This is a genomic window from Vibrio sp. Vb1574 (assembly GCF_033338675.1).
On record NZ_JAWOTC010000005.1, the window covers coordinates 85,971 to 104,065 of the forward strand.

Sequence of the window (18,095 nt, forward strand, 5' to 3'; positions counted from 1 at the left end):
CATGAGAACAGTCGTTTGGCAATCATTAAGTGAGAATCAGCAAGACTCTATTTTGGAGCGCCCTGCTATTGCAGAAGGTGCCAATATCACCACTGCTGTGGCCGAAGTTATTGCTAAAGTTCGAGAAGAAGGTGACTCTGCTCTTATTGAGCTGACAGAAAAGTTTGACCGTGTTAAGCCTGAATCCATTCGTGTTTCTTCTCAGGAAATTAAGGCAGCGTCAGAGCGTTTGTCAGAGTCAATGAAGAGCGCACTAGAGCAAGCTTACGCCAATATTTCTAAGTTCCACAAAGCGCAAAAGCCGCAACCGATCAAGGTGGAAACGCAGCCAGGTGTTCTTTGTGAACAAGTAACACGTCCAATTCAAAAAGTGGGTTTGTACATTCCTGGTGGCAGTGCGCCTTTGCCATCGACTGTTTTGATGCTCGGCGTTCCTGCAAAAATTGCAGGTTGTCGTAAAGTCGTTCTTTGTTCTCCACCGCCAATCGCTGATGAGATCCTTTATGTCGCGAAACTGTGTGGCATTGATGAAGTGTACAACGTCGGTGGTGGCCAAGCAGTTGCTGCAATGGCTTATGGCACCGAGACTGTATCGAAAGTAGATAAGATCTTTGGTCCGGGCAACGCTTACGTGACCGAAGCAAAACGTCAGGTTAGCAATGATTTCCGTGGTGCTGCGATTGATATGCCAGCAGGTCCATCAGAAGTTCTTGTGATTGCCGATGAAACCGCAGATGCAGACTTTATCGCTGCGGATCTTTTGAGCCAAGCGGAACACGGTCCTGATTCTCAAGTGGTACTTGTGACTCCTTCTCCTGTGATTGCTGATCAAGTGACGGATGCGGTTCAACGTCAGCTTAAGGAGCTATCTCGTGCAGACATCGCAGAGCAAGCATTGGCTTCAAGCTTGATCATCATTGCCGAGTCTCTTACTCAATCGGTTTCCATTTCGAATTACTACGGTCCTGAGCACTTAATTGTTCAGACTAAGAACCCACGCGAGCTTTTACCTCTATTAGATAACGCAGGTTCTATCTTCCTAGGTGATTGGTCGCCTGAATCAGCAGGTGATTACGCATCGGGCACCAACCACGTCCTTCCTACTTACGGTTACACACGTACTTATTCAAGCTTAGGTTTGGCGGATTTCTCTAAACGAATGACGGTTCAGGAGCTTTCTGCTGATGGTTTAAAGAACCTTGCACCAACGGTAGTCACGATGGCTGAAGCGGAAGGTCTGGACGCTCACAAACGTGCTGTTACTATCCGCGTAGAAAAATTAGCAAGTAAGTAAGAATAAGAGAGTAATGAGATGGAAAAGCTAGCGCGTAAACAAGTCCAACAGCTTACCCCTTATATGTCGGCTCGCCGAATCGGTGGTACGGGTGACGTATGGCTAAATGCCAACGAATCACCATTTAACAATGAATACAAAACAGACTTTGCTCGTCTTAATCGTTACAGCGAATGCCAACCGAAAGAACTGATTTCCGCTTACGCAGCGTATGCGGGTGTTAAACCAGAACAAACACTGACTTCTCGCGGTGCTGATGAAAGTATTGAACTACTGATTCGTGCTTTCTGTGAGCCGGGTGAAGATGCGATTCTTTACTGCCCACCGACTTACGGTATGTACGCCATCAGTGCAGAAACCATAGGTGTAGAGCGTAAAACCGTGCCGCTAACGTCAGATTGGCAACTAGACCTTGCAGGCATCGAAGCTAATCTGGATAACGTGAAACTGGTTTTTGTATGTTCGCCAAACAACCCAACGGGTAACTTGGTTAAGCGTGAAGACATTGTGTCTCTGCTTGAGATGACAAAAGACCGTGCAATCGTGGTAATGGATGAAGCGTACATCGATTTTTGTCCAGAAGCGTCAACGGTAGACCTACTGGCGCAATACCCGAACCTTGCAATTCTGCGTACTCTGTCGAAAGCTTTTGCGCTTGCAGGTCTGCGTTGTGGATTTACGCTTGCGAACGAAGAGCTGATTAATGTACTTCTTAAAGTTATCGCACCTTACCCAGTCCCAGTTCCAGTGGCAGAAATTGCGACTCAGGCGCTTTCGGAAGCTGGTTTAGCACGAGCGAAGTTTCAAGTTCTCGATTTGAATGCAAACCGTGCTTACTTGCAAGTTGGCCTTTCAATGATTCCGGGCTTGGAAGTGTTTGAAGGGTGGGGAAACTACCTATTGGTGAAATTCCCAGATGGCGATGACCTTTTCAAAGCGGCTTGGGATACGGGCATTATTTTGCGTAACTCGCCAATTGAAAACTGTGTGCGTATCAGTGTGGGTAACCGTGACGAGTGCGAAAAAACGCTTGGATTTATCAGAAACTACTACGCATAAATAGAGACAGAATTTATCGCTCTCGCTCAATAGCGGGAGCGCCAAAAGAATAGCAATAAGGAAGTTCGAGTGAGCAAACAACAAAAAATCCTTTTTATCGACCGTGATGGCACCTTAATTGTTGAGCCGCCGATTGATTTTCAAGTAGACCGTTTAGATAAGCTAAAACTAGAACCATTTGTTATCCCAAGCCTGCTGTCGTTGCAGGATGCAGGATACCGCCTAGTGATGGTCACGAACCAAGATGGTTTGGGTACCGACAGCTACCCACAAGCTGATTTTGATGCACCACACAACATGATGATGGAGATCTTTGAATCTCAAGGTGTGAAATTTGATGACGTGCTGATTTGTCCTCACTTTGATGAAGATAACTGTTCATGCCGTAAGCCTAAATTAGGCTTGGTAAAAGAGTACCTTCAAGGTGGCAAAGTGGATTTCCAAAATTCTGTTGTGATTGGCGATCGTCAAACTGATCTTCAACTTGCAGAAAACATGGCAATTCGTGGCATTCAATACAACCCAGAAACCATGGGCTGGAAACAGATCCTAAAAGATCTCACAGTGAAGGCGCGTGTTGCTGAAGTCGTTCGAACCACAAAAGAAACAGACATTAAAGTATTCGTTAACCTTGACGAGCAAGGCGGTAACGATATTTCTACAGGTCTTGGCTTTTTTGACCACATGCTGGATCAAATTGCGACGCACGGTGGATTCCAAATGGTGTGCAAAGTGGAAGGTGACCTGCACATTGATGATCACCACACAGTAGAAGATACCGCTCTTGCGTTGGGTCAAGCGTTGAAAGAAGCACTGAGTGACAAGCGTGGTATTGGTCGCTTTGGCTTTAGTTTGCCAATGGATGAGTGTTTGGCGCAATGCGCACTAGACCTATCAGGTCGTCCTTACCTTAAGTTCGACGCGCAATTCAGCCGTGAGCAAGTGGGTGATCTTTCAACAGAGATGGTAGTTCACTTCTTCCGCTCTCTGACTGACACATTAGCATGTACGTTGCACCTTTCTTCTGCGGGCAACAATGATCACCACATCATTGAAAGTCTATTTAAAGCGTTTGGTCGTACGTTACGCCAAGCAATCAAAGTAGAAGGCACTGAGCTACCAAGTAGTAAAGGCGTGCTTTAAGGCTAACGTTAGCAAGGAGAAAAACAGTGACAGAACAGAAAGTTGTCATTATCGATACTGGCTGTGCCAACGTTTCTTCGGTGAAGTTTGCCATTGAACGCCTAGGCTATGACGTAACGATTTCAAAAGATCCGCAAGTCGTATTATCCGCAGATAAGCTATTCCTACCGGGTGTGGGAACCGCCAGCGAAGCGATGAAGAACCTAGAAGAGCGCGATCTGATCAGCTTGGTAAAACAGGTAGAAAAGCCATTACTAGGTATCTGTTTAGGCATGCAACTGTTGGGCAAAGTGTCTCAAGAGAAAGGGCAGAAAGCCGACGAGTTAGTTGAGTGTCTTGGACTTTGTGATGGCGAAGTGAAGCTACTACAAACTGGCGATTTGCCGTTGCCGCATATGGGGTGGAACACGGTCTCTGCAAAAGCAGGTAATCCACTTTTCAAAGATATTGAAGAAGGAGAGTATTTCTACTTCGTGCACAGCTTTGCGATGCCTGTTGGGGATTACACGATTGCGGAATGTGAATACGGCAACCCGTTCACAGCAGCAGTACAAAGCGGTAACTATTACGGCGTGCAATTCCACCCTGAGCGTTCTTCAAAAGCGGGCGCGAAGCTTATTCAAAACTTCTTAGAATTATAAAAGGGATTTAGTGTGATTATTCCAGCTCTTGATTTAATTGAAGGACAGGTGGTTCGCCTTTATCAAGGTGATTACGGCCAAGTAACTGAGTACAAAGTCGACCCAGCAGAGCAGTTCAACTTGTACCACCAAGCTGGTGCTAACTGGCTGCACTTGGTGGATTTAACTGGCGCGAAAGACACGACAGCACGTCAACTTGATTTAATTGCAAAGCTACTAGCAAGCACGCCAGCGAACATCCAAATCGGTGGCGGAGTGCGCACAGAGCAAGACGTGATTGATCTGCTAGAAGCGGGGGCTCAGCGTGTTGTCGTTGGCTCAACAGCAGTAAAACAACCAGAGCTTGTGAAAGGTTGGATGGAAAAATACGGTGCAGAGAAAATCGTTCTCGCGCTAGACATCAACATCGATCAAGACGGCACACGTAAAGTAGCGATTTCTGGTTGGCAAGAAGATTCAGGCGTGACTATCGAAGCTCTGATCAACGATTACCTGACGGTAGGTTTGCAGCACGTGCTTTGTACGGACATTTCTCGTGACGGTACGCTAGAAGGCTCAAACGTAGAGCTTTATGTCGACCTATGTAAACAGTACCCACAAGTGCAGTTTCAATCTTCAGGTGGCATTGGCTCATTAGCAGATATCGAAGCGCTAAAAGGCAGCGGTGTGGCTGGTGTGATTGTTGGTCGTGCGCTGTTAGATGGTAAATTCACAGCAGAGGAGGCATTTGCATGCTGGCAAAGCGAATAATTCCATGTCTTGATGTTCGTGATGGACAAGTGGTGAAGGGCGTCCAGTTCCGCAACCACGAAATCATTGGCGACATCGTTCCTCTGGCACAGCGTTATGCTGAAGAAGGCGCTGACGAGCTTGTGTTCTACGATATTACCGCTTCAAGTGATGGGCGTGTCGTTGATAAAAGTTGGGTCGCTCGCGTTGCAGAAGTGATTGATATTCCGTTCTGTGTGGCTGGTGGCATTAAATCAGCAGAGGACGCGGCGCGCATTCTTGAGTTTGGTGCAGATAAGGTATCTATTAACTCTCCTGCCTTGGCGAACCCTCAGTTGATTACTGACCTTGCTGATAAGTTTGGTGTGCAATGTATCGTCGTTGGTATCGATTCATACTACGACAAAGAGACGGGCAAGTATCAGGTTTACCAGTTTACTGGTGATGAAGAACGCACCAAAGCGACCCAATGGGAAACGCGTGATTGGGTGCAAGAAGTACAAAAACGCGGCGCTGGTGAAATCGTACTGAACATGATGAACCAAGACGGTGTGCGTAACGGCTACGATATCGAACAACTGAATATGGTGCGCGAAGTATGTAATGTACCGCTGATTGCATCGGGTGGCGCGGGTGCTATGGAGCACTTTGCGGAAGCATACCAAAAAGCCAATGTGGATGGCGCGCTTGCCGCATCGGTATTCCACAAACAAGTCATCAACATTGGTGAATTAAAGCAGTATTTGAAACAACAAGGCATTGAGGTACGACTATGAGTGTGAAAGCCGCCGAAGTAAGTTCGCTAGCTGAGCGAATCAACTGGGAAAAGGTGGATGGTCTGGTACCTGCCATCGTACAAGATTTCCAATCAAGCCAAGTGCTGATGATGGGTTACATGAACCAAGATGCGTTGGCAAAAACGGGCGAAACGGGTCAAGTGACGTTTTTCTCTCGTACCAAGCAACGTCTTTGGACGAAAGGTGAGACTTCTGGCAACGTATTGCAATTGGTGAACATGCAGCTCGATTGCGACAACGATACGCTACTGGTGAAAGTTAATCCCATTGGCCCTACGTGTCACCTGGGTAACACAACTTGCTGGGATGTGGACCCTCAAGAGGAGTCACAAATGGTGTGGCTTCATCAACTTGAGCAGTTACTGGCTGCCCGCAAGAGTGCCGACCCAGATTCCTCTTATACTGCCAGTCTTTATGCCCGTGGCACCAAGCGTATTTCGCAAAAAGTGGGCGAAGAAGGCGTTGAAGTCGCGCTTGCGGCGACGTCGGGCGATAAGGCGGAGTTAGTGTGTGAATCAGCAGATTTGATTTATCACTTAATGGTATTGCTTCAAGACCAAGGCTTATCGATGAATGACGTAGTGAACAAACTGAAAGAGCGTCATAAGTAAGCTTGCTATAGATAAGTGAAAGCCCCTATGCTCTCGAGCCTAGGGGCTTTTTTAATTTAGTGTTCTTGATTCGGGGTAAAACCGGCAACAGTGCTAGTAGCGATTAGATTCTGAATCACACTCGTTCCTCGCTGTTAAGAATGACGGTATATTTTCTAATGGTGCTTGCAGTAGAGTTATTTACTTCAAACAGGTACATATATTCACGTCACTCCAACGAGCCTAGACGAGATCAGGAATCTCATTAAAGAGAGCTCAATAAGCTAGGAGTGGATGATCTTACCCACAACACTTCTTAAATTTCTTACCGCTTCCACAGATACACGGGTCGTTGCGACCTACTTTTAGGCTACTCACTGGTTGGTTTAGGCGAGGATCTTGTTCTGGTTCTTCTTCTAGCTCTTTTTCTGGAAACGTGCCGTCAATGTAGTACCAAAGCCCATTTTCTTTCACGAAACGAGAACGCTCGGTCATGCAGTAGCGTTTGCCGTCTTCATCAAAATAAGCGCTAAACTCTACAAAGCCTTCATTGTTATTACTGCCAGCTTCTGTTTTTACAACTTCAAGTTTGCACCAATCGCTGTCGATAGATTGGGCAATGCCTTCACGTTGCTCTTCTGCATTACAGCTTGGATGATAAGTGTTGACCACGTAATCGACTAGACCTAACACATGCGCACTGTAACGAGAGCGCATTAACTGCTCTGGAGTGGTGACGTCAGCATGGTTGTTGTGGGCAATTTCACAACACTGTTGGTAGGTGCGGTTAGATCCGCAAGGGCAAGAAGAAGCCATAAAATGAAATCTCGATTAATTAAGCGGTAAAAACAAACAACCTCACAATTGCGAGGCTGGAGGTGAGGCATTATAGCGATTTAGGGCGTTTGAGACAGCAGTTCTTGAGCCCACTCGGTAGATTGATTAAAAGCGTCCGCTAATTGAGGTTCGGTTAATTTAAGAACGGTGCAATATCGCTCGGCTAACTCCCAGTCCGCTTGTTCATAGGCGATCGTCATCGAAAGTAAGTGACCAAGTACGCCTTTTCGACTGGTTAATGCGAGTTTTATATCTTCGTCAACGGGGATATCTTCAATGACATCCGAGAGCGGTTGATCGAGCAAAGAGCCGAGTAAAGAAAACATGCCTGTCAAAAAAGCCTGCCCAGGGTCATACCTAGTGTTCATTTGACTAAGTAACAGTTCACACATTCGTGCACGCTGAATCGCTAAAGAGTAAAGAGAGTCAGGTTTATCTTCTTGAACGGACGCAATTGCAACTAAGGAAATAAAGCGTCGTAGTCGCTCTTCACCCAGATAAATAAGCGCCTGTCTGAACGATTTGATCTTAGTCGTTAATGTATATCCTGAATTTACGTAAGTAAGCAGCTTGTATGACAGCGTCACATCAATCGAAAACAGACGTTCAACCTCATTGAAGTCGATGGGCTTATCTGCAATCTCTTTACAAAGTTGGATGACGGTAAGAAACGCGGGGTTCAACCGTTTTTTCTGGATCATCTCAGGTTTGCTAAAAAAATACCCTTGAAAATAGTTAAAACCGGCTTCTAGAGCTTGCTCAAACTCTTCATAGGTCTCTACCTTTTCCGCAAGAAAGTCGATTTTAAATGGGCTCAACGCCTGAATAAAAATGGCAGCTTTCTTGATCGGCACAAGTCTAATATCAAACTTGATCATGGAAACGTATGGAAGAAAACGCTTCCAAGCTTTCGTCGGAACAAAATCATCCAGAGCAATTTTGTATCCGCACTCATGAAGGTGCTTGATGGCTTCTAACAGTTCTTCTGTCGGTTCGCAGTCTTCAAGGACTTCAATGACGAGAGATTCTTTAGGGAACAAAGTTGGGACCAAGTTTACCAAGCTTTGATGCGGAAAGTTAACAAAGCCAAGTTTGTTTCCTAATGTGTTGTAATGCGTCGACAAAAAATGATCGGATAGCAGTCGACTAGTAGCCAGCTCTGGTTCTACTTCAGGGAAGGTATTTTTAGGGCCGTCTCGAAAGAGGAGTTCGTAACCTATGGTTCGTTTTTCTCTATCCAGAATCGGTTGGCGAGCTACGTAAGAATACTTCAATTAGGTACTTCGTTCTGTTTAACTTAGTATTATGATAATAGCGATTTTTTACAAAATATCTACGACTTGAGCGTGAATCTTCTACACGCTCTACATGCTTAACGCAAATTCTGTATGAACGGTCTCGTTTGTAGGTCAAAACTATCAGAATTTACTTTTAAAACTGAGCCTTGCGTATACCAATCCCCTAAAACAATTCGGGTCTTTTTAACGCCATCGACGTCAAAAAAATGTGTGTACGGGCGATGTGTGTGACCATGAATCATTAAGTTGACGCAGTTCTGAGACATCACTTTCTCGACCTCATTTTGGTTGACGTCCATGATATCTAATGACTTGCTCATTTTATCATCACGAATATCGGATTGAACTTTTGAGACAATTTTCTTCTTAATGAACCAAGGAATACGGTTAAACAACCATTGTAGCCATGGTTTGTGAACGGTTTTTCTAAACTCTTGGTATTTCACATCGTCAATGCAGAGCGTATCGCCATGTAGGATTACGGCTTTTTGACCATAAAGATCAATCGTGCAGACATCGTCGAGTAATGTCATACCGGTTTCTTTGCAAAAGCGTTTGCCGAGTAAAAAATCTCGATTGCCTTGGATGAAAAAAGTTGGCACACCCGCATCCGTCAGTGCTTTAAATTCTGCACGGATTTGGTCTGCAAAAGGGGTGTTGTCATCGTCACCAATCCAGAACTCAAACAGATCGCCGAGTACATAAAGTGCATCAGCTTTTGTTGCTTCTGTTCGCATGAACGTCACAAAACATTCCGTGATATCAGGACGTGATGGGGTAAGGTGAAGATCGGAAATAAATAATGTCGTCATAGAAATAAGGGGAAGCTATGCCTCCCCATTAACTTATCTTTTAAAAATAATTCCTAAGAATTACTCTTCAATTGTTGTACCAGTGATTACTACGTCTTCTAGAGGTACGTCTTGGTGCATGCCGTAAGAACCAGTGCTAACGCCTTTGATCTTATTTACGATGTCCATGCCTTCGATTACTTCACCGAACACACAGTAACCCCAACCGTCTAGGCTTTCGCTACGGAAGTCTAGGAATGTGTTGTTGTTTACGTTGATGAAGAACTGAGAGCTTGCTGAATGCGGCTCCATAGTACGTGCCATAGCAAGTGTACCCACTTTGTTGCTTAGGCCGTTGTTTGCTTCGTTCTTGATAGGTGCACGAGTCGCTTTTTCACGTAGACCAGACTCCATACCACCACCTTGGATCATGAAGCCGTCAATAACACGGTGGAAAAGCGTGTTGTCGTAGAAACCGTCGCGGCAGTACTGAAGGAAGTTTGCGCTTGTCTCTGGCGCTTTCTCTTCGTTTAGTTGAATCTTGATGTCACCAAAATTAGTGTGAAGGGTGATCATGCTACTTTCCTTTACTGTGTTGTGTTGAGCCCGAGATTCTAGCCTAAGTTCTAGTGCTTTAAAAACTCAGGAAGAGGAAATTCTTCGTTTTGTGCTTGAAGTTTAGCCGATTATCGTTTTATCGGTTAATTGCTATTACCTAACTAGGTTGGAGTTGATATACTCATCTTCTTTTATTCATTCACAATCATAGATAGAGATCATGTTAAAGATATATAACACACTCACAAGACAGAAAGAGGAATTCAAACCAATTACAGCTGGCAAAGTCGGTATGTATGTCTGTGGAGTTACCATCTACGATCTCTGTCACATTGGTCACGGTCGTACTTTCGTCTCTTTTGACGTTGTATCACGTTACCTTCGCTACTTGGGCTATGATCTGACGTTTGTACGTAACATCACAGATATCGACGATAAGATCATCAAACGTGCCGCAGAAAATGGTGAGTCTTGCGATTCATTGACTGAGCGTTTGATTGGTGAAATGCACGCTGATTTTGATGCGCTGAACATGAAACGTCCGGACGTTGAACCTCGTGCGACACAGTTTATTGCTGAAATCATCGAATTGGTTGAGAAGCTAATCGAGCGCGGTTTTGCATACGTTGCAGATAACGGTGACGTAATGTTTGAAGTAGGTAAATTCAACGAATACGGCAAGCTTTCTAAGCAAGACCTTGATCAGCTTCAAGCTGGCGCGCGCGTTGATATCGAAACAGCAAAACGCAGCCCTCTAGACTTTGTTCTTTGGAAGATGTCAAAGCCGGGTGAACCAACGTGGGAGTCACCATGGGGTCCAGGTCGTCCAGGTTGGCACATTGAGTGTTCAGCAATGAACTCTTCAATCCTAGGTAACCACTTCGACATTCACGGCGGTGGTTCTGACCTTCAGTTCCCACACCATGAAAATGAAATCGCGCAATCATGCTGTGCACACGATACACAATACGTGAACACATGGATGCACAGCGGCATGGTAATGGTAGACCGTGAGAAGATGTCTAAATCTCTAGGTAACTTCTTTACTATCCGTGACGTTCTTGGTCACTACGATGCTGAAACAGTGCGTTACTTCCTAATGTCTGGTCACTACCGTAGCCAGTTAAACTACAGCGAAGATAACCTAAACCAAGCACGTGCTTCGCTTGAGCGCCTGTACACATCTCTACGTGGTTTAGACCTAAACGCTGCGCCTGCTGGTGGTGAAGAATACGTATCTCGCTTCACTGCAGCGATGAACGATGACTTCAACACACCAGAAGCTTACTCAGTACTGTTCGACATGGCGCGAGAAGTTAACCGTCTGAAGACAGAAAACCTAGAGAAAGCGAGCGAACTCGGTGCGCTAATGCGTGAACTAGCTGACGTGATCGGTATTCTTCACCAAGATCCTGAAGCCTTCCTAAAAGGTGATGCGGGTAACGATGATGAAGTGGCTGAAATTGAAGCTCTGATCAAGCTGCGTAATGACTCTCGCGCTGCGAAAGATTGGGCGAATGCAGATATGGCTCGTGACAAGCTGACCGAAATGGGCATTGTTCTGGAAGATGGTCCAGAAGGCACAACGTGGCGTCGTAAGTAATTGAATTTTCATTTTTAAAGGGCTGATAATTCAGCCCTTTTATTTTCCATTTCCATAAATTAAAACTTTAACTTTAGGTAATGCTCTGTGGCTCAGATGTATTTCTATTACTCAGCAATGAATGCGGGTAAATCAACAACGCTTCTTCAATCCTCTTTCAACTATCAAGAACGCGGCATGACGCCAGTTATTTTTACGGCTGCGCTAGATGATCGTTTTGGTGTCGGTAAAGTGAGCTCTCGTATTGGTCTTCAATCTGACGCACATTTATTTCGTCAGGATACCAATTTGTATCAGGAGATCGCAGCTCTGAATGAGGTTGAAAAACGTCACTGTATTCTTGTTGATGAGTGTCAGTTCTTGTCGAAAGAACAAGTTTATCAACTTACTGAAGTCGTTGATAAGTTGCATATTCCAGTATTGTGTTACGGCCTTCGCACCGATTTTCTAGGCGAACTTTTTGAAGGCAGTAAGTATCTATTATCTTGGGCAGACAAGCTGGTTGAGCTCAAAACAATCTGCCATTGCGGCCGCAAAGCGAATATGGTTATTCGTACCGATGAACACGGCGTGGCAATTAAAGAAGGCGATCAAGTTGCGATCGGCGGTAACGATAAGTATGTCTCCGTATGCCGCCAACATTACAAAGAAGCGCTCGGTAAATAAGCCGCATTGATACAGAAAAGCCACCGAACTTGGTGGCTTTTTGTTGTCGGTTAGAAAAAGTTAGACTAAGTCAAAACCAAACCGCTCGAGTAAAACCTGGTAAGAAGATTCGACTTGATGAGGGATGTTCTGCTTGGTTTGAAATCCTTTCTCTGGATAGCTTTTTACGCGAGAGAAATCTTCCATTAGTGCTTCTAGCACCATCATTAATGGCATGTCTTCATTAATGTATTCAAAAAATGGAAGAGCCGCAGAGCTTACTTGGAGCTGAGTGTAGGGTGACTGCCACTGTTTTTCAAATGTCGCGATTGCTCTACGCTCCATAAACGGTTTTTGTACCAGAATAAACGAGAAACACTGTTTTCCTTCCTCTTTTAATCGTTGCTCAGTAAAGCGAACATTTTCTCCACTGTTTGTGGATTCAGTTTCGAGCAAAATTGCTTCACTTGGAACGCCCGACATCTTTGCAATCTCGGCAAAGGTTTCTGCTTCGCTTTTTTCAAACAGTCCATCTGTGAAGCGACCTTCCCCCCCTGAAAATACAATCAAAGGTGCCAACTTTTGGTGGTAGAGCTTGGCAGCGTGCTCCGCTACACGCACATCATTACTGCACATCACAAACAAACAGTCCGCAGGCTTCAGTTTATGTTTGAGTTGCATGTAATCCCAAAGCGTTTCTATATGTCTATAGAGTCTCATAGCGCATCCAAAGTTGAATTGAAGTGAAATCGATAACCAAGTGAGAGTAGTTTGTCAGCAAGAATACGCTTGTCAGCTTGCTCTGTGACGGGTGGAAGAGGTATCTCACTTCCGATTTTGTTTATGGCAGCTTGGTAGAACTCAGCCTTGCTGACAGTATGAGGTGTCGTCACATTAATGACTTGGTTGCTTAAATTGCCTAAGGCAAATTTCGCAGCCGAGACAGCATCATCTTGATGAAGCATATTAGCTGGTGCTTTACGACTAACTTGTTGAAGCCTTGCTGCAAAGCGAGATGGGTGTCTATCTGGCCCGATTAATCCGCTACAACGTAGAATAACAAAGCTAATATTCGAGTCGATAACATGCTGCTCTGCTTGAAGCATAATACGTGCATTATCAGAGAAATAAGGGCTTTCGGCTGCTAAAGAGAGTGACGCGTCAGCTTCTTCCATATCGGAAGCAAGGTTAGGGTAAACCGTGGTAGAGCTGATCATGAGAAGTTTTTCAACGTTGTTTTGCTTAGCTGCGTTGGCAAGTATTTGCCATTGCTGGGCATATTCTTGACCGCGTCCTTTACGAAACCCTGGAGGAAAAGCACCGATAACGTGCGTAATTTGATGCTGTTTGAGCAACTCATCTAGCCGTGCTGTGGCGTTCAATTGATTGAAATCGAACAATGCGGAGTGAGTTAATGAGGTGGGTAACTCTTTTAATCGAGTTTGGCTACGACGAGTGACGACAACATAGTGTCCATCTTTCATCAATGTTTCTGCTAGCGGAGTTCCGAGCCAGCCTGCACCTACGATCAATGTATTTGCCATTTGGGTCTTCCTACTTACTTATGTCTGCCCGAATAGGTTGAGCAGTTCTGCTTTGGCTTGTTGATGGAGGGGATCTGAATGCCATTTCTGGTGCTGAATAAGGTCAACATTGACTTGCCAAGCCAGTTTTGTGAAATCATCCCCAACCTTTTTTAATGTATTAGGTGAATACGCGACTAAATGCTGTGGTAGAAAGCACCAACCAAACCCTTTATTCGCCAATTCCAACAAAATATAGTAGTTATCAGCGTACCAGATATCTGGGCTAAATGCTTGATTGAGACCACATGGCTCTGCACTTTTGGATCGTATGACCAATTGACGATGTTGTTTTAGTTGATCAATGTGAGTGATTTGCTGCTTTGCTAAAGGATGTGTTGAAGAGACATAGACATCAAATGCAATATTGCCAAGATTGGTGAAATCGATGTGTCTTGGCATTTGTAAATCACTCAAAATAATCCCAGTCGTGGCGCGTTCCGACTTAACCAATTCAATGATATCAGGGCTTGAAGCCGTTAAGCATTCAACTTGTAAGTGTGGAAAGCGTTGCTCTAACTTCTTTAGCACATCCGGCAAGCGAGTCAGAGGAATCCCTTCATCAATAGCTAAGACTAATTTGTTCGTTGGCGTGGAAAAGAGCTGCGATGCCCTATTGTTTAGGCGGTCGAGTTGGCTGATTGTTGCTTGTGCATAAGGTACGAGCGCGAGGCCATTCTCAGTTAATTTAGGGTACCTGCCTGATCGATCGAAAAGCTCAACACCACAGTCGATCTCCATATTCATGATGTGCTGGCTCACTACAGATTGAGCTCGCCCCAGTTTTCTAGCTGCTCCTGAAAATGATCCTGCTTCTGATGTAGCAATGAAAGCTTGCAGTTGTTCGATGGTAAACATATCGCTTAAACCGATGGTATCTAACTTTTGGTTATCTAAATGATAGATAAAATTCTAAGCATTGAGTAGAACTATTTGGACAGAGAAATATGACTCGTAACGAACGAATTTTTCATGCAGTACTTTTTGAGTTAATCGCACTCGCGATTATTGTACCAGCGGCTTCATTGATCACTGGAAAGGGTTCTAGTGATCTCGCGTTGGTTGGGGTCGGGTTGAGCATGTATACCGTGATATGGAACTACATCTACAACTTGTATTTTGATAAGTGGTTTGGTGACAATCGAGCTGAGCGAAGTTTAGCGATGCGGCTTGGACACACTATTGGTTTCGAGGGAGGATTAATCTTTATCTCTCTACCTGTGATTGCCTGGTTCTTAGAAATTACGCTTCTTCAAGCTCTGATGCTGGAAGCCGGCTTCCTCGTTTTCTTCCTATTTTATGCCACTGGTTTTAACTGGTTGTATGACAAGGTTCAACCATTTAGCAAAATGAAAAAGCGATTATTGCCACAGGCATCGACAGGAAAAATATAGGACTAAAAAACGCCACCGAGTTCGGTGGCGTTTTTTGTTCAAATTACACAGACAGAACTCTCAAAATCTTATCTGCATGTTCTGCAACTTCAATGCCTTCGTCTGTTAGATAACCACCGTCAGGCTGTGTACAAAGTTGCTTCTTATATAGACGAGCAACGGCTGCCTGCATTTCTTCTGACGCGTCTGTATGAACTTTAATACCAGTTGCAGCACTACTTAGGTCGAACTGAAGAAGTAGATTCAATTCGGCGATATGTTCAGCTGAATATTTCATAAATGATTCCTTTGCGCTTTTTTTACCAAGCTAGTCTGAAAAGTAGCGTTGGGCAACATTCAACGACAAGAAGTGTTAAGTATGGCGCTATCAGGCTGATATAACGCAGGATCTTTGTTCGAAAGGCCGAATACTTGTTAAGTATCAATGATACTTACGGTAGCGAATGATAGGCGCTATTTATTGCTTGATCTCCCAATAACAACGATTTTAGTAAACACGCCAAATAGCACTTGAAAAAATAGGGAAATAGAGCGATTATCCGCGCCTCTTTAAATGTTTCTAAATGTTACACCAGAATGAACTTTAATCAGTTTGACTCACTATTACCGCCACAAGCTGCGGAACGCGCGGCTGAAGTGGGGGTAGGCAAAGCAACGAAAGCTCCAATCAAATCTTTTCTGCTCGCCATTTCTGCGGGGCTTCATATTGGTATTGCTTTCATCTTCTATACCACGGTAACGACAGGCGCAGGCGAGCTGCCTTGGGGCATTACACGACTCATTGGTGGTCTGGCATTTAGCCTTGGTTTGATTTTGGTGGTGGTTACTGGCGGCGAGCTTTTCACTAGCTCTGTGCTGACACTAGTTGCGCGTGCGAGTGGAAAAATCTCTTGGCAAGCACTTATCAAAAACTGGTTGGTGGTTTACTTTGGCAATATGGTTGGGGCCATTTTGCTCGTGGCCTGTATGCTAGTTACCAAGCAATATATGTTTGATCATGGCCAAGTTGGTCTTAACGCGATGGCGATCTCCCAACACAAATTACATCATGGTTTCTTTGCTGCTGTTGCGCTTGGCATTATGTGTAACGTATTAGTTTGTATTGCAGTTTGGATGACGTTTAGTGGGCGAACATTGACAGATAAAATAGCGGTCATGATTTTGCCTGTGGCTATGTTCGTGTCGGCAGGTTTTGAGCACTGTATTGCGAACATGTTCCAAGTACCTATGGCGATTGGTATTAAGTACTTTGCGCCAGAAGCGTTTTGGCAAATGACAGGGGCAGATATTGCAAACTACGCGGACTTAAACATGATGGGGTTCATCGTAAACAACCTAATTCCTGTTACGATAGGAAACATTATTGGTGGTGGCGTATTTGTTGGCATGTGGTATTGGATGATTTATCTACGCGATGAAGATAACCATTTGCGATAAGTTTAGAAGATCACAAGAAAGGCGAACCAGATGGTTCGCCTTTCTTTTTATTTGTCTCTGCAAATGTCAAATAAGTCGAGTCATGTTAAATCAACTCTTCGTTGATGCCAAAATCGGTTGGGAGCCAATGAGAAGTTACTTCCTTTGGTTCTTGAACGAGCCAATCCAGAGGTGCATCGGACAGGAGTTCATCGTAATTTTCTTTGATCATTAAGACATCCATGTACGTCTCTCCAAGTTTGTGGTCACTGCCTTTACTTTAAAATTAGAACATGTCAGTCACGTGATCAATGCATGACGATTCGATTGATCACTTATGTTGCTATGTTTCTGGTTGCGTATGGGTTTTGGGGGCTTATCCACATTTTCTGTGGATAACCTGTATCAAAGGTCGTGCGTATCTAAACTTGCAAAGAAAATTTCATAAAATTAGAGGCTTATATCAAAAAGAATTCTGCCTGACTTTTCATCTGAAAGCGTCTTGATGAGTGCTCGAAGAATAGTTGAGTTATTCAGTTATAAGTATGTTCGACTTGGCAATATAAGTTGTTTAACGGTCTTTACCCACAAGCGCCAGCTAACCATGAGTTTTGGTCGATTCGGGTTGCTCGATTTTTATCTTTATTCGGCCTTCTTTGGTTTGTACCCAGCGCAATGTCATTTCTAACGTTATGGTTACGGAGGCACTCAACATGACGAAAATAGCCAGCATAATTACTAACTGGTATTTAATCGCAACCATCGGGCTCGCGCCACCTAGAATTTGACCGGTCATCATACCCGGTAAGGTAACCAGCCCTGTAGTGGCCATAGAAGCTAAAGTCGGGGCAAGGGACTTTCTAAGAGCCTCCTGAATGAAGGGGAAGGATGCGTAGCGAGGAGAGGCTCCAAGTGAGATTGCAGCCTCATATTCTGCTTGTCTCTGCTCAAAAGCCGTAAACAAATTCTGAAGAGCGATGATATTACTACTCAAGCTGTTACCCAATAACATACCAGCAAGTGGGATCATGTACTGCGCATTGTAAATAGGGGATGGTTGCACTAAGCCTGCTGTAATTGCTATCAGAAGTGGTATTAGACCACAGGTAAGGCCCGTTAGTAGCGGAAGCATAAGTGGCTTTTTAGGTAAGCGAGCTTTTCCCGCAATTGAGCTGGCACCAATCAGTAGCATGATGGCAAGCCAAAGTATATTGACAAGTAAGCTGTTTAATTGAAAAAGATATTCTAAATACACGCCAATCAATATGAGCTGAAGTGTCATTCGGATAACACTGATTATGGTGTCTTTTGCTATCCCTAATTTGTAGCGGGCATTGATAAAGAAGGGGACCAATAAAATCAAACCAAACAGTGCCAGTTTGACCCAGCTTATATCCACCACGTTGTCCATAATCGCTCCTTGAAAATACGCGAATAATTGTATCTAAGCCTCCCCTTTATATGAACCACTACGTGCACTTTTTGCTGTTCTTAAAGTAAATCTTGAGTGCTATTTTCGACATTAATACGCAGCATTTTGTTTACAAACGGTTATCTTTTTCGGAGTTTTTAAGTCGATTTATGGCATGGTAATTACGATTTAAATGTGATCGATGTTTCTTAAATGTTGGTTATTTAACAACTCCTTAAAAGACTTATTTTGTCACATCTGTTCATGTTTTTTAATAAATAACATCAATCCATCATATCTCTGGAT

At 44.2% G+C, this 18,095-nt stretch carries 21 protein-coding genes; 11 read left to right on the forward strand and 10 right to left on the reverse strand.

Annotated elements, in window-relative coordinates; all coding sequences use genetic code 11:
• Position 1 precedes the first annotated feature (1 nt).
• The 7 genes from hisD to hisIE all read left to right on the forward strand — a co-directional run bounded on the left by hisD (position 2) and on the right by hisIE (position 6,274).
• Positions 2 to 1,294 carry a histidinol dehydrogenase gene (gene hisD / locus R7O12_RS05630; RefSeq protein WP_318104647.1) on the forward strand — a complete coding sequence of 431 codons (1,293 nt, stop codon included), beginning with the start codon at positions 2 to 4 and terminating at the stop codon, positions 1,292 to 1,294.
• Positions 1,295 to 1,312: 18 nt separating this feature from the next.
• On the forward strand, positions 1,313 to 2,353 hold the full coding sequence (hisC, locus tag R7O12_RS05635; protein ID WP_262668612.1) for a histidinol-phosphate transaminase: 1,041 nt from the start codon (positions 1,313 to 1,315) through the stop codon (positions 2,351 to 2,353).
• A 69-nt stretch (positions 2,354 to 2,422) separates the two neighbouring features.
• Complete coding sequence (gene hisB, locus R7O12_RS05640) at positions 2,423 to 3,496, forward strand: bifunctional histidinol-phosphatase/imidazoleglycerol-phosphate dehydratase HisB (RefSeq protein ID WP_005378173.1); 1,074 nt, start codon at positions 2,423 to 2,425, stop codon at positions 3,494 to 3,496.
• Between the two features lie 26 nt (positions 3,497 to 3,522).
• Positions 3,523 to 4,137: an imidazole glycerol phosphate synthase subunit HisH gene (gene hisH / locus R7O12_RS05645; RefSeq protein ID WP_017821716.1), complete on the forward strand. Its 615-nt coding sequence runs from the start codon at positions 3,523 to 3,525 to the stop codon at positions 4,135 to 4,137.
• A 12-nt stretch (positions 4,138 to 4,149) separates the two neighbouring features.
• On the forward strand, positions 4,150 to 4,887 hold the full coding sequence (gene hisA, locus R7O12_RS05650) for a 1-(5-phosphoribosyl)-5-[(5-phosphoribosylamino)methylideneamino]imidazole-4-carboxamide isomerase (protein WP_005390889.1): 738 nt from the start codon (positions 4,150 to 4,152) through the stop codon (positions 4,885 to 4,887).
• Positions 4,869 to 5,642 (forward strand): imidazole glycerol phosphate synthase subunit HisF, encoded by a 774-nt coding sequence (hisF, locus tag R7O12_RS05655; protein WP_004749837.1) that lies wholly within the window; start codon positions 4,869 to 4,871, stop codon positions 5,640 to 5,642. Before hisA ends, hisF begins: the two co-directional genes overlap by 19 nt.
• Positions 5,639 to 6,274, forward strand: a complete 636-nt coding sequence (gene hisIE / locus R7O12_RS05660) for a bifunctional phosphoribosyl-AMP cyclohydrolase/phosphoribosyl-ATP diphosphatase HisIE (protein WP_005533681.1) — start codon at positions 5,639 to 5,641, stop codon at positions 6,272 to 6,274. Before hisF ends, hisIE begins: the two co-directional genes overlap by 4 nt.
• Positions 6,275 to 6,553: 279 nt before the next feature.
• On the opposite strand, the gene R7O12_RS05665 is transcribed toward hisIE, so the two are convergent.
• The 4 genes from R7O12_RS05665 to R7O12_RS05680 form a co-directional block, all read right to left on the reverse strand.
• Complete coding sequence (locus R7O12_RS05665; protein ID WP_171344584.1) at positions 6,554 to 7,069, reverse strand: YchJ family protein; 516 nt, start codon at positions 7,067 to 7,069, stop codon at positions 6,554 to 6,556.
• Positions 7,070 to 7,149: 80 nt separating this feature from the next.
• The gene (locus tag R7O12_RS05670) at positions 7,150 to 8,364 is read right to left on the reverse strand and encodes an EAL and HDOD domain-containing protein (RefSeq protein WP_005378158.1); all 1,215 of its coding nucleotides are present in this window, start codon (positions 8,362 to 8,364) and stop codon (positions 7,150 to 7,152) included.
• 98 nt (positions 8,365 to 8,462) lie between these two features.
• The gene (gene lpxH / locus R7O12_RS05675) at positions 8,463 to 9,200 is read right to left on the reverse strand and encodes a UDP-2,3-diacylglucosamine diphosphatase (protein ID WP_170897160.1); all 738 of its coding nucleotides are present in this window, start codon (positions 9,198 to 9,200) and stop codon (positions 8,463 to 8,465) included.
• Positions 9,201 to 9,260: 60 nt separating this feature from the next.
• Positions 9,261 to 9,755 carry a peptidylprolyl isomerase gene (locus R7O12_RS05680; RefSeq protein WP_005378156.1) on the reverse strand — a complete coding sequence of 165 codons (495 nt, stop codon included), beginning with the start codon at positions 9,753 to 9,755 and terminating at the stop codon, positions 9,261 to 9,263.
• A gap of 202 nt (positions 9,756 to 9,957) precedes the next feature.
• On the opposite strand from R7O12_RS05680, the gene cysS reads away from it, so the two are divergent.
• Positions 9,958 to 11,340 carry a cysteine--tRNA ligase gene (gene cysS, locus R7O12_RS05685; RefSeq protein WP_005378155.1) on the forward strand — a complete coding sequence of 461 codons (1,383 nt, stop codon included), beginning with the start codon at positions 9,958 to 9,960 and terminating at the stop codon, positions 11,338 to 11,340.
• Positions 11,341 to 11,427: 87 nt separating this feature from the next.
• Positions 11,428 to 12,006: a thymidine kinase gene (locus R7O12_RS05690; RefSeq protein WP_005378154.1), complete on the forward strand. Its 579-nt coding sequence runs from the start codon at positions 11,428 to 11,430 to the stop codon at positions 12,004 to 12,006.
• A 60-nt stretch (positions 12,007 to 12,066) separates the two neighbouring features.
• Here R7O12_RS05690 and R7O12_RS05695 read toward each other — a convergent pair whose 3' ends face one another.
• From R7O12_RS05695 to R7O12_RS05705, 3 genes are read right to left on the reverse strand one after another with little or no spacing between them, the layout of a single operon-like run.
• Positions 12,067 to 12,705, reverse strand: a complete 639-nt coding sequence (locus tag R7O12_RS05695) for a YdcF family protein (protein WP_318125680.1) — start codon at positions 12,703 to 12,705, stop codon at positions 12,067 to 12,069.
• The gene (locus tag R7O12_RS05700; RefSeq protein ID WP_064353801.1) at positions 12,702 to 13,529 is read right to left on the reverse strand and encodes an NAD-dependent epimerase/dehydratase family protein; all 828 of its coding nucleotides are present in this window, start codon (positions 13,527 to 13,529) and stop codon (positions 12,702 to 12,704) included. The genes R7O12_RS05695 and R7O12_RS05700 overlap by 4 nt, the downstream gene beginning before the upstream one ends.
• Before the next feature lie 18 nt (positions 13,530 to 13,547).
• The gene (locus tag R7O12_RS05705) at positions 13,548 to 14,426 is read right to left on the reverse strand and encodes a LysR family transcriptional regulator (protein WP_005378151.1); all 879 of its coding nucleotides are present in this window, start codon (positions 14,424 to 14,426) and stop codon (positions 13,548 to 13,550) included.
• Between the two features lie 89 nt (positions 14,427 to 14,515).
• Here R7O12_RS05705 and R7O12_RS05710 point away from each other — a divergent pair, with 89 nt between their 5' ends.
• On the forward strand, positions 14,516 to 14,962 hold the full coding sequence (locus tag R7O12_RS05710) for a PACE efflux transporter (RefSeq protein WP_042522041.1): 447 nt from the start codon (positions 14,516 to 14,518) through the stop codon (positions 14,960 to 14,962).
• Positions 14,963 to 15,005: 43 nt separating this feature from the next.
• Here the strand turns inward: R7O12_RS05710 and R7O12_RS05715 are convergent, their stop codons facing one another.
• Positions 15,006 to 15,239 (reverse strand): TIGR02647 family protein, encoded by a 234-nt coding sequence (locus tag R7O12_RS05715; RefSeq protein WP_005387662.1) that lies wholly within the window; start codon positions 15,237 to 15,239, stop codon positions 15,006 to 15,008.
• 299 nt (positions 15,240 to 15,538) lie between these two features.
• Here R7O12_RS05715 and focA point away from each other — a divergent pair, with 299 nt between their 5' ends.
• Complete coding sequence (focA, locus tag R7O12_RS05720; protein ID WP_005378146.1) at positions 15,539 to 16,399, forward strand: formate transporter FocA; 861 nt, start codon at positions 15,539 to 15,541, stop codon at positions 16,397 to 16,399.
• An 85-nt stretch (positions 16,400 to 16,484) separates the two neighbouring features.
• Here focA and R7O12_RS05725 read toward each other — a convergent pair whose 3' ends face one another.
• The gene (locus R7O12_RS05725; protein WP_005378145.1) at positions 16,485 to 16,622 is read right to left on the reverse strand and encodes a hypothetical protein; all 138 of its coding nucleotides are present in this window, start codon (positions 16,620 to 16,622) and stop codon (positions 16,485 to 16,487) included.
• A gap of 354 nt (positions 16,623 to 16,976) precedes the next feature.
• Positions 16,977 to 17,789, reverse strand: a complete 813-nt coding sequence (locus tag R7O12_RS05730) for an ABC transporter permease (protein ID WP_047100766.1) — start codon at positions 17,787 to 17,789, stop codon at positions 16,977 to 16,979.
• Between the last annotated feature and the right edge of the window lie 306 nt (positions 17,790 to 18,095).